Below are 14,050 nucleotides of genomic sequence, written 5' to 3' on the forward strand. Positions count from 1 at the left end.
GCTCGCGTTTGGATAAGCTAATAGGAAAAATGATAGAAATTGAAAGTGATTTGGGATTATCGGTGCTTTCAATCAAAATCCGCTTCTGTATGTCATTGGAGGAAAAGAATTACCGAATCGTTATGAACATCATGAGGCTGACAACGTAGTCCTAGAAGTAATCAATCTTATATACGAACAATATTTAAAACAAGATGACAAAACGCTTTGATCCAATGAATCGAAGCGTTTTTTTGTGAAGTAAAGAAAGTATAAAATTTTGCTGCATAGATGCAATGTCTAGCTTCAGCGCCTAGGTGCGCAGATCGTCACTTCGATTCTTCCACAAACACAAAAAGCGTGTTCTGTTACAGAATCTCCAGCGCTTGTCGCACCTGGTCAAGCCGCTTCCGCTTTTCTTAGTTAAGAAAGTAAATGTGATGTGTAGGTGCTCTTACTTTTCTAATTGCAATTACTGTAGTTCGGCGAGGTCGTTCGAGAAGGCGCGTTCAGCAGTTCGGTTTTGGAAGCTGATTCGTAAGCTTGCTAAGTATATTCCTTCTGCGATTAATTCAGCCATTTTCATGACTAGGTTCAACCGAGTGTTTTGTAGAACAAAATACTCCATAAATCCACTCACATTGACAATTCCTGTCATGTGTATATCACCGACTGGTGGTAGTTGTTTCTTAACTGCTGCACCTGGTTTAACCGGGCCATCTCCGAGAGAGACCATCCCGACACTGCTTAACTTTCCAAGACAAGCATCAATTCCGATGATAAATGGATTTTCATACTGAGCTTGAATTTGCTCTAGGCGCTCTTCTAGATTAACCGCATGAACGGGTTCTTCTAGTGTTCCGTAAACCTCATAATTGGGAGGTTGTTTTACTTTTAACTTTGTTCCGACTAATGGCCCTAATGAATCTCCTGTGGAGCGGTCCGTTCCAATGCATACAATGACGATAGGCCTTGAGTTAGGGACCAGTTTAATCAAACTCCTAGTGATTTCCTGCACAGCGTCCTGTTCTTCATGGTGAACTTTATGTTGAAACGGTTTTTTTGGCATCAATCTCCGTTTAAGATTCATAGGACCCTCTCCTTTGTAATAATAGTAACAGTATACGGAAAAATTTTGCTCTCTATACATACTTCCGATTAATTACGAACCGTTAGGGAGGATACGAAATTGGTGCGAGCTGGGTTTCAATGGATGTTCTTAATTTTAGGTACTGTAATCGGAGCTGGATACGCCTCCGGAAGAGAACTATGGCAATTTTTTGGCCATGAAAGTGTACTGGCTATCGGCTTGTTTTCGGTCTTGTTCAGTTTTTGTTGTTACGTCATCATGTCGGTAAGTTATAGCAAGAAGAGTATTCATTATCGACCCGTTTTGGAACAATTAATCGGTCCAAGGCTAAGTGTAGTCTTTGACCTATTAATTATTTTGTACTTATTTTCAACGACAGTCGTTATGTTGGCAGGTGGAGGAGCAACGTTGCATACGTTCCGAATTCCATATTGGATTGGTGTGCTTTTCATCGTCGTTCTATTAGTTGTTCTGTTCTTATGGGATGTTGAAGGGATGATCTCGATGAACGCATTTGTCATTCCAATACTTGTTTTGCTCTTATTGTTTGTTTTGTTTGTCTTTATGCAGGATCACATACAACAGTTTCCGCTTGATTTCAGAAATCAGAAAAACTGGCCATCAGCCTTTACATTTACAGCTCTCAATATATTACCGCTCGTTGCAGTGTTATCTGCTGTTGGAAACCAGATCCGTCGTAAAGGTGAAATATTGATCGCAAGCATCGGCAGTGGACTTGTTCTTGGTGGAATATCATTGCTATACAATCAATCTCTAATTTCTATCGCAAACGAAATTATGCTCTATGAAATCCCTTTATTTGGAATTTTAAAACATTATCCATATTTTTGGGTGTTGATCATGTCCATTTTGCTATGGATTGCGATCTACACGACAGCCGCTTCAGGGGTATTTGGTATTATCTCTAGGTTCCGAAAACATGTACAGCTGCCGCTTTGGATGATGAGTGCGCTTCTATTGATATTTATGATGCCACTTACGACGTTTGGTTTTTCCACGCTCATAGCGGTTTTATACCCGATTTACGGGATTGTTAACCTATACATTCTAGCTGCTATCCTTTTACAGCCATTTATGAAAAGATCAAAATCTTTACAGTAATTGTGAAGAGACGAAAATCATAGTTGCGTACAACTGCTATCCTCTGTACTATAGTAGTATTATCAATCACGGATACGTTTATAAGAATGGAGGTAGAGATGCTATGAACCAAACGAAAGAATTTGATCTTCATGATATTGTGGAAATGAAAAAAGCTCATCCATGTGGGGAAAATCGTTGGAAAATTATTAGGCTGGGTGCTGATATCCGAATTAAGTGCATGGGGTGTGAGCATAGTGTCTTACTGCCAAGAAGAGAGTTCACTAGAAAGATGAAAAAAACACTCATAAAGGCTTCGGAATAGTTGAGTTAAATGGGGAGAGGGGACCATTGAAAAAGGATGTAAAGTCAGCATGTCCACTGAATTGCTGGGATGCATGTGGATTTCATGTGTCGGTCGACAATAATACAGTAATAAAAGTGGGGAGATTCTGATCATCCGATTACGAAAGGGAAAATTTGTGAAGAGGACACATGCTTGAAGCTCGGACAAATTCCGCAGATCGTCTTTTATATCCCTTGAAAAAGATCAACGGTACATTTAAGCAAATCTCATGGAGACAGGCATTGGATGAAATTGCTGATAAAATGAGTTCGCTGAAAGAGACGGTCGGAACAACAGCAGTCTTGCACAGTCATGATTATTCGAATAATGGGTTACTAAAAAATTTAGACAAGCGCTTTTTTAATGCCTACGGCGGCATTACAGAGGTTGTAGGTAATCTTTGTTGGGGTGCGGGTATCGAAGCTCAGAAATGGGACTTCGGTAATGCATACAGCCATGCCCCAGAGGATATTGAGAATAGTAAAGCGATTGTCATATGGGGAAGAAATGTTGCAACGACAAACATGCATCTTTTTTCAAAACTTCAAGAGGCTCGAAAAAGAGGGATCCCTATTGCTGTCATTGATCCGATACAAAACGCTACAGCGAAAATCTCAAACCTTCATGTATCAATTCGACCAGGTTCAGACGGGTTTTTAGCATTGGGGATTATGAAGGTCATTTTCGAAGCGGGAAAAGAAGATTGCCAGTTTATCGAAAATCATTCCATCGGCTTTTCAGATATCAAGGAATTGCTAAATCGAGTAACCCTGGAAGAAGTGAGTAATCTGACGACTGTTCCACGTGAAACAATTGAGGAATTAGCAGAATACTATACATCTGGTCCCGCTTCATCTTTTATCGGACTTGGAATGCAGCGTTATCGGAATGGAGGTAACACTGTTCGGACAATCGACGCACTTGTAGCGATGAGCGGGAATGTTGGGATCCCAGGCGGCGGTGCGAATTATGCAAACCTTGGAGTAGGTCAGAGCTTTTCAAGAGAAGAGCTGACCCTCGAGCACCGTAAAAAGAAAGTACGATATTTTACGAGAATGAACCAGGCGGAGCAGATTTTAACGGCCAATGACCCCACCGTCAAGTTGGCTTTTATAACGAGAAGCAATGCCCTAACTCAGCTCCCGGATACGAACCTAGCGACAAAGGCATTTCAGTCCATTGATACTGTCGTTGTAATCGATCAATTTATGACCGATACAGCAGAAGTGGCTGATTATGTGTTGCCGTGTACCACGGTTTTTGAAGATGAGGATCTTTATTATGCGTCAATGTATCATCATTACGTAAACTATGGACCAAAGCTTGTAGATGCCCCTGGAGAAGCAAAATCGGCTCATTGGATTTGGACTGAGCTTGCTAAACGCCTAGGATTTGGAGATGCATTTGAATACTCAATAGATGAGTTTCTGAAAATGGGACTTGCCAATCTTAACAAACGAGACATTACACTTGAACAGATAAAAGAAAGAAAACGTATGCTTCTCCCAATCGATGCGGTCCCATGGCAAAACAAAGCGTTTCAAACCCCAAGTGGAAAATATGAATTTACTTCTCAAAAGGCTGAGCAAGAAGGGAAAGATGGAAGAATTCAATGGGTGTTTCCGAATGAATCAAAGGAACTTTCACCTGAACGCTATGAACAATTTCCGTTTCAACTGCTGACGATTCATCCATTACGTTCCAATCATTCACAGCATTATCAGTTGCTCAAAGGGCTACAAACAACTTCTGTACATAGCTTATACTATAATTAGTATATTTTCAGAAAAAATCGCCAAACCAGCTTGGTGGCTTGTATAAGAAATAGCGAGGGTATGCTTGTTGACAGGTGTTCCTCTGCTTGTGTTTTTATTGACTTCTCTCTATAATTGGGAAGGATGCAAGTACGAATGTGCTATTAAAAGGAGTGTATATAGATGGCTTTAACAACTGGAATTGTTGGACTACCGAACGTGGGCAAGTCCACTCTATTTAATGCAATTACACAAGCTGGAGCGGAAAGTGCCAACTATCCGTTTTGTACAATTGACCCTAACGTGGGAATCGTTGATGTACCTGACCATCGACTTCAAAAGTTAACAGAGCTTGTTAAACCGAAAAAAACGGTACCGACTCATTTTGAGTTTACAGATATAGCTGGAATTGTTAAAGGAGCAAGTAAAGGAGAAGGGCTCGGAAATCAATTTCTCTCTCATATTCGCCAGGTCGATGCTATCTCTCATGTGGTTCGTTGTTTTGAGGATGATAACATTACACATGTATCTGGACAGGTCGATCCGATTGATGATATTGAAACGATCAATCTTGAGCTAATCTTTGCGGATATGGAAACGGTTGAGAAACGGATGACGCGTGTTGAGAAATTAGCTCGTCAAAAGGATAAAGAAGCCTCCTTTGAATACGAAATCCTTACAAAGCTTAAAGAAGCATTTGAAGATGAACGCAGTGCCCGCAGTGTGGAACTGACAACGGAGCAGAAAAAGCTTGTTCATGGCTTACATCTATTAACGATGAAGCCTGTATTATATGTTGCCAATGTTGCTGAGGAAGATCTTATTGAAGGCGGAAATCAGCTTGTAGATCGTGTGAAAGACTTTGCAACACAGGAAAATGCTGAAGTGATCATTGTTTCTGCAAAGGTCGAATCTGAAATTGCGGAACTAGATGGAGAAGAGAAACAAGTCTTCCTTGAGGAAATTGGGATAGAAGAGAGTGGCCTCGATCAGTTAATCCGTGCTGCCTACAATTTACTCGGACTTGCAACGTATTTTACTGCAGGAGAGCAAGAAGTCCGCGCATGGACATTCCGTGAAGGAACGAAAGCACCACAAGCAGCTGGAATTATCCATACCGATTTTGAACGTGGCTTTATTCGAGCAGAGATTGTCTCTTATGAGGATTTAGTTACGGCGGAATCGATGGGTGTAGCACGGGAAAATGGAAAGGTACGACTTGAAGGTAAAGAATATGTTGTTCAAGATGGAGATGTCATTCACTTTAGATTTAACGTCTAGTTTAGAGAACTACAGAAGGCTCTTGTCTTGCCCGAAACATTTTGGTATAATAAGTCGATGTGAGTTAATATTGAAAAATAATTGACTCTCCTTGCTTCTGTATAAGGCAGAAGCCGCTAAGACCAAAAGGAGGTGACCGGAATGCGTAGATATGAAATCATGTACATTCTGCGCCCGAATCTAGAAGAGGAAACACAAAAGGCTGCGAACGAAAAGGCTCAAACAATCCTCACTGATAACGGTGCTGAAATTGAAAAAGTTAAAGACATGGGTAAGCGTCGTCTTGCTTATGAAATTAATGACTTTCGTGATGGCTACTACACGGTACTTTACGTTAAAGCACCGTCTGAAGCAATTAACGAATTCGACCGTCTTTTAAAGATCGACGATAACGTTCTTCGTTTTATGACGATCGTGAACGAACAGCAACAGTAATTGAAGGAGTGGTTCTGTTGATCAACCGCATTATTCTTGTCGGCCGTCTAACGAAGGATCCAGACTTACGATATACACCGAACGGAGTAGCTGTAGCAAATTTCACACTTGCTGTGAATCGTCCATTTACGAACCAACAGGGTGAACGTGAAGCGGACTTTATCAACGTCGTGGTTTGGCGCAGACAAGCTGAAAACGCAGCAAACTTTCTGAAAAAGGGAAGTCTTGCAGGTGTCGATGGACGTTTGCAAACACGCTCATATGATAACAACGAAGGTCGCCGCGTCTATGTGACTGAAGTGATGGCAGAAAGTGTACAATTCCTTGAACCAAAAGGCTCAGGTGGCGGCTCTGGACAGGGTGGATATGGAAATCAAGACAATCCATTCGGAGGACAGGGCGGTTACGGGAATTCTGGGAATCAGAATTCCGGTGGCGGAAATCAGAGTCCTGGTGGTAATCAAGGCGGCAACAACCAGAACCGTAAAAACAACTTTAATGATGATCCATTTGCTGACGATGGCAAACCAATCGACATTTCCGATGACGATTTGCCGTTCTGACCAATAGGCTCATCAAACGATATATGAACGACTAAGATCCAAAATAGAAATTCAAAAAGGAAGATGAACCGGACTTTTTGAATAACCGCTAAAGGAAGGAGGGGTATATATGCCTCGTCCAGGACGTAGAAAGCGTAAAAAGGTGTGCTTTTTCACAGTAAACCAGATTAAATACATCGACTATAAGGATGTTGATCTTCTTAAGCGTTTCGTTTCCGAGCGTGGAAAAATTCTTCCTCGTCGTGTAACTGGAACCTCTGCGAAGTACCAACGTCGATTAACACGAGCAATCAAGCGTGCCCGTCAAATGGCATTGCTTCCATATTCAGCAGAATAAATATAAAAAACGCAGTTGGATTACAATGTCCGCTGCGTTTTTTCCTTTCTAAAAGATAAGAAAGTATAAATTTTAGTTGCATAGATGCAATGTCTAGCTTCAGCGCCTAGGTGCTCGAGGTCGCTTCGATTCTTCCACAAACACAAAAAGCGTGTTCTGTTACAGAATCTCCAGCGCTTGCACCACAGGCATAAGGGCGACTATGGTAATCGCCTTGGCGTTTACCAAGTCTTCTTTATCGCACCTGGTCAAGGCGCTTGCGCTTTTCTTAAGTATATAGGTGGATTTTTGACGAAAATGTGTCAATGCCTTCAATCACTTGTCCAAACAATATCCGTTGCCATTCATAGTATAGTAATGTGAGATAGCTTGTCAGTTCTTAAGGGTACTCTGATTCTCCTTTCCTCAAGATCATCCGTATTCTCCTTTAGAACCCAGTGCGGAACATCCCTTTATCGCTTGACACACGATTGATAATATTAAGATCTGACAGTGTCTATCTCACTTACATATCACTTTAGTGGGTAATCAAAATGTAGAATGTGCGGTTCAGATTTGAATATAGACGAGGAAACTCATACAATAGGGTAGAGTGGATCGTTCTATGTTTTCTTTACACGTTAAGAAAGTATAAAAATACTTTCTATAGTATAAGCGCAACTAAGGCTCAGCCGGCGCCGAAGGCTTGGCTTTGCCAAGTTTTCTTTATGTACAGATGGGGTGACATTTTGAATCAAACAAAGGCATTAACTGAGGGTGCGATTATGGCATCCGTTTACGCTATATTATTGTTAATTACACTTTTCATACCAATCCTATCGTTGGTTAGTATGTTTGCGCTTTCCCTTCCATTTACACTCTATACAGTCCGTCATGGGTTGAAAAAGAGTTTTCTATTAGTTGGGGTTGCGTTAGTCTTAACCGTTATACTCGGAAGTCCTACTGCGATCCTCATGCCAATTTTATTTGGATCTGTTGGGGTTGTTTTAGGTGTACTTTATAACAAAAAAAAGTCTTCATTTGCACTGTTGTTAGGTGCGACATTAACGTATTTACTTAACTTAATTCTTGTATACATAATTACCATCTTGTTTTTAGAGATAGATTTCATTGCGCAAGTACAGAAACAGATTAAAGAAACCATTTCACTGACTAAAGATATTGGTGGCTTTGTCGGTGGCGATGTAGATCAGGGGATTGAACAACTTAATCAATATGTAGAAATGATCCCTTATTTGATTCCAACAGCACTAGTCCTTTCCGCGGTTGTTCTTGCGTTTCTTTCAATTTTTGTTTCTAATTTAGTGTTAAAGCGATTTAATGTTAAGGTACCTAAGTGGGGACCATTTCGAGATTGGTCGTTTCCAAAGAGTGTTATTTGGTATTACCTTGCTACAATTATATTGATGTATACCAGTCCTGAACAAGGAACAACCCTCTATATTGTGACAATAAACCTTTATAAACTTGTTGGAATCATCTTAGTTCTTCAAGGTTTAAGTTTCATTCATTACTATTTTTGGGTAAAGAAACAGAGCAAAGCGATTCCGGTAGTTATTACCATCTTTGTTTTTCTAACTCCAATAGGATTTTCTATCGTGCAGATTTTAGGTATAATTGATTTAGGTTTTGACTTGAGAAAGCGAATAAAGGCTTGAAGCGTAGGAGCTGAACGTCATGCCAAAGTTTTTTGAAAAAAGGTGGCAGGAATTACATATTCTCCTGCTCTTTGTTATCTTAATCGTTTTTATTGGTATTATAACGTTTTACAATTGGATTATTGGAATCGTCGCCCTTTTTTTCCTAGGTGGAACGATTTATTTGGTATTAATTAAAGAAATCGAATTTCGGTCACAAATAGAAGATTATATTACTACTCTCTCGCACCGTGTAAAAAAAGTGGGGGAAGAGGCACTTATGGAAATGCCGATCGGGATTATCTTATACGATGGGCAGTACAAGATTGAATGGACCAACCCGTATTTAACGACAATTATCGAACAAGAATCGTTTATCGGTAATTCATTGAATTTGATTTCAGGAGAACTTGTGCCATTTATCCAGGGAGAAGAAAAAGAAACGATCATTAAGGTAAATAAGCGTAAGTACCGCGTTTATTTAAAAAAGGAAGAGCGATTGTTATACTTTTCAGATGTAACCGAGCAGGTTGAAGTGGAGCGTCTTTATGATGAAGAGCAGTCGGTTGTTAGCCTTATTTTCCTTGATAACTATGATGAAGTAACCCAAGGGATGAATGACCAAGTACGAAGTAATATTAATAGTAAGGTCACGTCAATCCTGAATCAATGGGCAAATGATTATGGGATTTTTCTTAAAAGGACATCATCAGAACGGTTTGTTGCTATTATGAACCAGCGTATTTTATCTGATCTTGAGAAAACCAAATTTGCTTTGCTTGATGAGGTGCGGGAACTAACTTCGAAACAAAACATTCCATTAACACTGAGCATTGGACTTGGCAGTGGATCTTCTAATCTACCTGAGCTTGGGCAGCTAGCCCAGTCGAGTCTTGACCTAGCACTCGGTCGAGGTGGGGACCAGGTTGCGATTAAACAGACGAACGGTAAGGTGCGCTTTTACGGTGGGAAAACGAACCCGATGGAAAAACGAACGCGCGTCCGGGCAAGGGTAATCTCTCATGCATTAACAGAGCTTGTCGCTGATAGCGATCAAGTTATAGTGATGGGTCATAAGAATCCCGATATGGATGCGATTGGTGCCTGTATGGGTATTTTAAAAGTCGCAAGTATTAACGAGAAGCCGGGCAGTATTGTCCTTGATCCGGATGACATTGATATCGGTATTCAACGATTGCTTGAAGAAATACGAGAAAAAGAAGAACTGTGGGAGCATTTCATTACAGCAGAGGAAGCACTAGAGCGTGCGACACCGAATACGTTGCTCGTTGTTGTAGATACTCACAAACCTTCAATGGTCATTGAAGAACGCTTGCTATACAAGCTTGAAAAGGTAATCGTGATTGATCACCACCGTCGTGGAGAAGAGTTTGTCGATGATCCTGTACTTGTATATATGGAGCCGTATGCATCATCCACTGCAGAGCTTGTAACTGAGTTATTAGAATATCAGCCTAGGCTGCGGAAGATGGATATACTTGAGGCAACAGCATTACTTGCAGGAATTATTGTTGATACCAAGAGCTTCACATTACGTACAGGCTCCAGAACGTTTGATGCTGCCTCTTATTTACGATCGCACGGAGCAGATACGATTCTTGTTCAGAAATTCTTGAAAGAGGATATTGCTCGTTATGTGAAGCGTTCACGATTGATCGAAAATGCTGCGATTTATAAAGGTGGCATTGCGATAGCTCTTGGTGATGATGATGAAGAGTTCGGACAGGTGCTTATAGCCCAGGCTGCAGATACGCTCCTTTCTATGTCTGGAGTACTTGCATCCTTTGTCATTTCCAAGCGCACGGACAATAAGGTGAGTATTAGTGCTCGTTCACTTGGTGATGTGAATGTGCAATTAATTATGGAGAAACTCAATGGCGGCGGCCATTTATCAAATGCAGCTGCTCAATTAGAGAATGTGACGATTAAGGAAGCGGAGCAACGCTTGAAACAGATATTAGATGATTATTTTGAAGGGGGAGAAAAGGTATGAAGGTCATTTTAATGAAAGATGTGAAGGGTAAAGGGAAGAAGGGTGAAGTTAAGAACGTATCAGAAGGGTATGCTCGTAACTACCTATTTCCAAATAGCTTGGCAAAGGAAGCAACTTCCGGGAACATGAAGACACTTGAGCAAAAGAAAAAGAGTCAGGAGAAACAAGCTGAAGAAGAACGTCATGAAGCCGTGAAGCTAAAAGATGAGCTCGAAAACCTTAAAATTGAGCTTTCAACAAAAGCAGGTGAAGGTGGTCGTCTTTTCGGATCGATTACAAGTAAGCAAATTGCAGAAGAACTAAAGAAAAAGAAAATTAAAGTGGATAAGCGAAAAATTGAGTTGTCTGAACCAATCCGTAGCTTAGGATTTACGAACGTTCCAATCAAGCTTCATCCAGAAGTAACCGCTACGTTAAAAGTACAAGTGAAAGAACAAAATTAGTGGAATAGAACAGGAGGAAGTAGGATGAGTGATCTTTTTTCAGATCGAACCCCTCCTCATAATATAGAAGCAGAACAAGCAGTCCTTGGGGCTGTCTTTCTGGAGCCAGAGGCCTTAACGTCAGCTACAGAGCTGTTAATGCCAGATGATTTTTATAGAGCAGCCCATCAGAGGATTTTTTCAGTAATGGTCGATCTTTCTGAGAAAGGCGAGCCTATCGATTTGGTTACGGTAACGTCTGATTTACAGGATCGAAGACTTCTTGAAGAAGTTGGTGGAGTTTCCTATTTAAGTGACCTTGCAAATGCAGTACCGACGGCAGCAAACATTGATTATTATGGTCAAATCGTTGAAGAGAAATCACTACTCCGACGATTAATCCGTACGGCTACCGATATTGCAGCAAACGGCTATTCGCGTGAGGATGAGGTAGAAGAAATTCTGAATGAGGCAGAAAAGAATATTCTCGAGGTTGCACAACGAAAGAATACGGGTGCGTTTATATCGATTAAGGACGTCTTGGTGCAGGCCTATGACAACATTGAAATGCTTCAGAACAGTAAAGGGGATATTACAGGGATTCCGACAGGATTTGTTGAACTTGACCGGATGACTGCAGGCTTCCAACGAAATGATTTAATTATCGTTGCTGCCCGTCCTTCAGTAGGTAAGACAGCCTTTGCACTGAACATTGCCCAAAATGTTGCCACGAAAACCGATGAAAACGTTGCAATCTTCAGTTTGGAGATGGGTGCTGAACAGCTTGTTATGCGTATGCTTTGTGCGGAAGGAAATATAGATGCACAACGACTTCGTACCGGACACCTACAAAGTGAAGATTGGCAGAAGCTAACAATGGCAATGGGGAGCTTATCAAACGCAGGAATTTATATTGATGATACACCAGGAGTCCGTGTTAGTGAGATTCGTGCAAAATGTCGTCGTCTTAAGCAGGAAAAAGGACTCGGAATGATCCTCATTGACTATATGCAGCTTATTCGTGGGAATGGGAAATCAGGTGAAAACCGGCAGCAGGAGGTTTCTGAAATTTCCCGGTCATTAAAAGCACTTGCACGTGAGCTTGAGGTCCCGGTTATTTCATTGTCCCAATTATCCCGTGGTGTAGAATCGCGTCAGGATAAGCGCCCAATGATGTCTGACATCCGTGAATCTGGTAGTATCGAGCAGGATGCTGATATTGTGGCCTTCTTATATCGTGATGATTATTACGATAAGGAAAGTGAGAGTAAGAACATAATAGAAATCATTATTGCCAAGCAACGTAACGGTCCGGTTGGAACGGTCGAATTGGCTTTCGTGAAAGAATACAACAAATTCGTGAACCTAGAGCGGCGTCATGACGAAAGAGAAATGCCCCCAGGAGCTTAACAGAACGCAGCTAAAGCGTTCTGTTTTTTTGTTTTTTTGATACACAATAAACCTACTAAACTACGAACGTAATATAATTATTTTATATTAATGTTCGGATTTCATTGACTTTGATAGCATGAATTGATACACTAAGCATGGATTTTCGAACAATAGACGAATACTGATACATAATCGTGGAGGTGTAAAATAATGAGTTCTGTTGTTGTTGTCGGTACCCAATGGGGAGACGAAGGAAAAGGAAAGATTACAGACTATTTATCTGAAGATGCTGAAGTGATCGCACGCTACCAAGGTGGAAATAACGCTGGTCACACGATTGTTTTTAACGGTAAAAAATATAAATTACACTTAATCCCATCTGGAATTTTTTATGGGGACAAGACATGCGTAATTGGAAACGGTATGGTTATTGATCCAAAGGCGCTTGTAGAAGAATTGAAATACTTGCATGATCTAGGGGTTAGCACAGATAATCTAAGGATTTCTAACCGTGCCCATGTCATACTTCCTTATCATTTAAAACTGGATATTTTAGAAGAGGAAAGCAAGGGTGCTAATAAAATTGGTACAACGAAAAAAGGGATCGGGCCTGCTTATATGGATAAAGCAGCTCGTATTGGCATTCGCGTTGCGGACTTACTTGATAAAGAAGAATTTGAACAAAAGCTTGAACAAAACCTTCGTGAGAAAAATCGCCTGTTAGAAAAGGTGTACGAAGTTGAAGGGTTCAAAATTGAAGATATTCTTGATGAGTATTACGAATATGGACAGCAAGTTGCTTCTTATGTTACGGATACGTCAGTTACATTGAATGATGCACTCGATAAAGGACGTCGTGTACTGTTTGAAGGTGCACAAGGTGTTATGCTTGATATTGACCAGGGAACCTACCCGTTTGTTACATCTTCCAACCCAATTGCTGGTGGCGTAACAATCGGATCAGGTGTTGGACCTTCAAAAATTCAACATGTTGTCGGTGTTTCAAAAGCCTACACCACTCGTGTTGGAGACGGACCATTTCCTACCGAGCTTAATGATGAAATTGGTGACCAAATCCGTGAAGTTGGCCGTGAGTATGGAACAACTACAGGACGCGCACGCCGTGTTGGTTGGTTTGACAGTGTTGTTGTCCGCCATGCACGCAGAGTGAGCGGTATAACAGATCTTTCCCTTAACTCGATCGACGTTTTAACAGGGATTGAAACGTTGAAAATCTGTACAGCTTACCAATACAAGAGTGAAGTAATGGAGGAGTTCCCAGCAAGCTTAAAAGTACTTGCTCAATGCGAACCAGTTTATGAAGAGCTCCCTGGTTGGACAGAGGACATTACCGGAGTCCATTCATTAGATGAGCTTCCTGAAAATGCCCGCCACTATATTGAACGCATTTCACAACTAACAGGAATACCATTATCGATCTTTTCTGTCGGACCAGACCGAAAGCAAACAAACATGGTCCGCGGGGTTTTTTCATAAAACATCACTAAGGGGCCGACTCAAAAGTTCTCAACAGAACTTCTTGGGTCAGCCGTTTTTTCGTGAATTGCAATATTAAATGCAACACCCTATAAGGCCATAGGGAGAACCTCCGTTGTGTAGCTTTGGTGGCCTAGGCCACCAAAGCTACACAACTTTCGAAAAATTCATCCGGTGTCTGGTAGTCTAAAATTTTCCGCGG

Annotated in this window: 13 protein-coding genes and 1 pseudogene; 13 read left to right on the forward strand and 1 reads right to left on the reverse strand. The window is 41.1% G+C overall.

The window, feature by feature from the left end; genetic code table 11:
- Positions 1 to 8 precede the first annotated feature (8 nt).
- Complete coding sequence (locus tag NON16_RS22860; RefSeq protein WP_257351719.1) at positions 9 to 149, forward strand: hypothetical protein; 141 nt, start codon at positions 9 to 11, stop codon at positions 147 to 149.
- Between the two features lie 302 nt (positions 150 to 451).
- Here NON16_RS22860 and yyaC read toward each other — a convergent pair whose 3' ends face one another.
- Positions 452 to 1,069, reverse strand: coding sequence for a spore protease YyaC (gene yyaC / locus NON16_RS22865; RefSeq protein WP_257351721.1), 618 nt, complete (start codon positions 1,067 to 1,069; stop codon positions 452 to 454).
- A 99-nt stretch (positions 1,070 to 1,168) separates the two neighbouring features.
- Here yyaC and NON16_RS22870 point away from each other — a divergent pair, with 99 nt between their 5' ends.
- The 12 genes and pseudogenes from NON16_RS22870 (at position 1,169) to NON16_RS22925 (ending at position 13,848) form a co-directional block, all read left to right on the forward strand.
- Positions 1,169 to 2,191 carry a YkvI family membrane protein gene (locus tag NON16_RS22870; protein WP_257351722.1) on the forward strand — a complete coding sequence of 341 codons (1,023 nt, stop codon included), beginning with the start codon at positions 1,169 to 1,171 and terminating at the stop codon, positions 2,189 to 2,191.
- Between the two features lie 103 nt (positions 2,192 to 2,294).
- Positions 2,295 to 2,495 carry a DUF951 domain-containing protein gene (locus NON16_RS22875; RefSeq protein ID WP_257351723.1) on the forward strand — a complete coding sequence of 67 codons (201 nt, stop codon included), beginning with the start codon at positions 2,295 to 2,297 and terminating at the stop codon, positions 2,493 to 2,495.
- A gap of 26 nt (positions 2,496 to 2,521) precedes the next feature.
- Positions 2,522 to 4,243 (forward strand): annotated as a pseudogene (locus NON16_RS22880) (molybdopterin-dependent oxidoreductase); the annotation flags it as partial.
- Between the two features lie 210 nt (positions 4,244 to 4,453).
- Positions 4,454 to 5,551 (forward strand): redox-regulated ATPase YchF, encoded by a 1,098-nt coding sequence (ychF, locus tag NON16_RS22885; RefSeq protein ID WP_257351725.1) that lies wholly within the window; start codon positions 4,454 to 4,456, stop codon positions 5,549 to 5,551.
- Positions 5,552 to 5,692: 141 nt separating this feature from the next.
- Positions 5,693 to 5,986 carry a 30S ribosomal protein S6 gene (rpsF, locus tag NON16_RS22890; protein ID WP_257351726.1) on the forward strand — a complete coding sequence of 98 codons (294 nt, stop codon included), beginning with the start codon at positions 5,693 to 5,695 and terminating at the stop codon, positions 5,984 to 5,986.
- Between the two features lie 17 nt (positions 5,987 to 6,003).
- The gene (gene ssb / locus NON16_RS22895; RefSeq protein ID WP_257351728.1) at positions 6,004 to 6,549 is read left to right on the forward strand and encodes a single-stranded DNA-binding protein; all 546 of its coding nucleotides are present in this window, start codon (positions 6,004 to 6,006) and stop codon (positions 6,547 to 6,549) included.
- A 109-nt stretch (positions 6,550 to 6,658) separates the two neighbouring features.
- Positions 6,659 to 6,886: a 30S ribosomal protein S18 gene (gene rpsR, locus NON16_RS22900; protein WP_257351729.1), complete on the forward strand. Its 228-nt coding sequence runs from the start codon at positions 6,659 to 6,661 to the stop codon at positions 6,884 to 6,886.
- 728 nt (positions 6,887 to 7,614) lie between these two features.
- Positions 7,615 to 8,544, forward strand: coding sequence for a YybS family protein (locus NON16_RS22905; RefSeq protein ID WP_257351730.1), 930 nt, complete (start codon positions 7,615 to 7,617; stop codon positions 8,542 to 8,544).
- Between the two features lie 19 nt (positions 8,545 to 8,563).
- Positions 8,564 to 10,537: a DHH family phosphoesterase gene (locus tag NON16_RS22910; RefSeq protein WP_257351731.1), complete on the forward strand. Its 1,974-nt coding sequence runs from the start codon at positions 8,564 to 8,566 to the stop codon at positions 10,535 to 10,537.
- Positions 10,534 to 10,980 (forward strand): 50S ribosomal protein L9, encoded by a 447-nt coding sequence (gene rplI / locus NON16_RS22915; protein WP_257351732.1) that lies wholly within the window; start codon positions 10,534 to 10,536, stop codon positions 10,978 to 10,980. The genes NON16_RS22910 and rplI overlap by 4 nt, the downstream gene beginning before the upstream one ends.
- A 24-nt stretch (positions 10,981 to 11,004) precedes the next feature.
- The gene (gene dnaB / locus NON16_RS22920) at positions 11,005 to 12,369 is read left to right on the forward strand and encodes a replicative DNA helicase (RefSeq protein WP_257351733.1); all 1,365 of its coding nucleotides are present in this window, start codon (positions 11,005 to 11,007) and stop codon (positions 12,367 to 12,369) included.
- 192 nt (positions 12,370 to 12,561) lie between these two features.
- Complete coding sequence (locus tag NON16_RS22925; RefSeq protein ID WP_257351734.1) at positions 12,562 to 13,848, forward strand: adenylosuccinate synthase; 1,287 nt, start codon at positions 12,562 to 12,564, stop codon at positions 13,846 to 13,848.
- The last annotated feature ends 202 nt before the right edge of the window (positions 13,849 to 14,050 follow it).

This window comes from Pseudalkalibacillus decolorationis, from assembly GCF_024609785.1.
GTDB lineage: Bacteria > Bacillota > Bacilli > Bacillales > Fictibacillaceae > Pseudalkalibacillus > Pseudalkalibacillus decolorationis.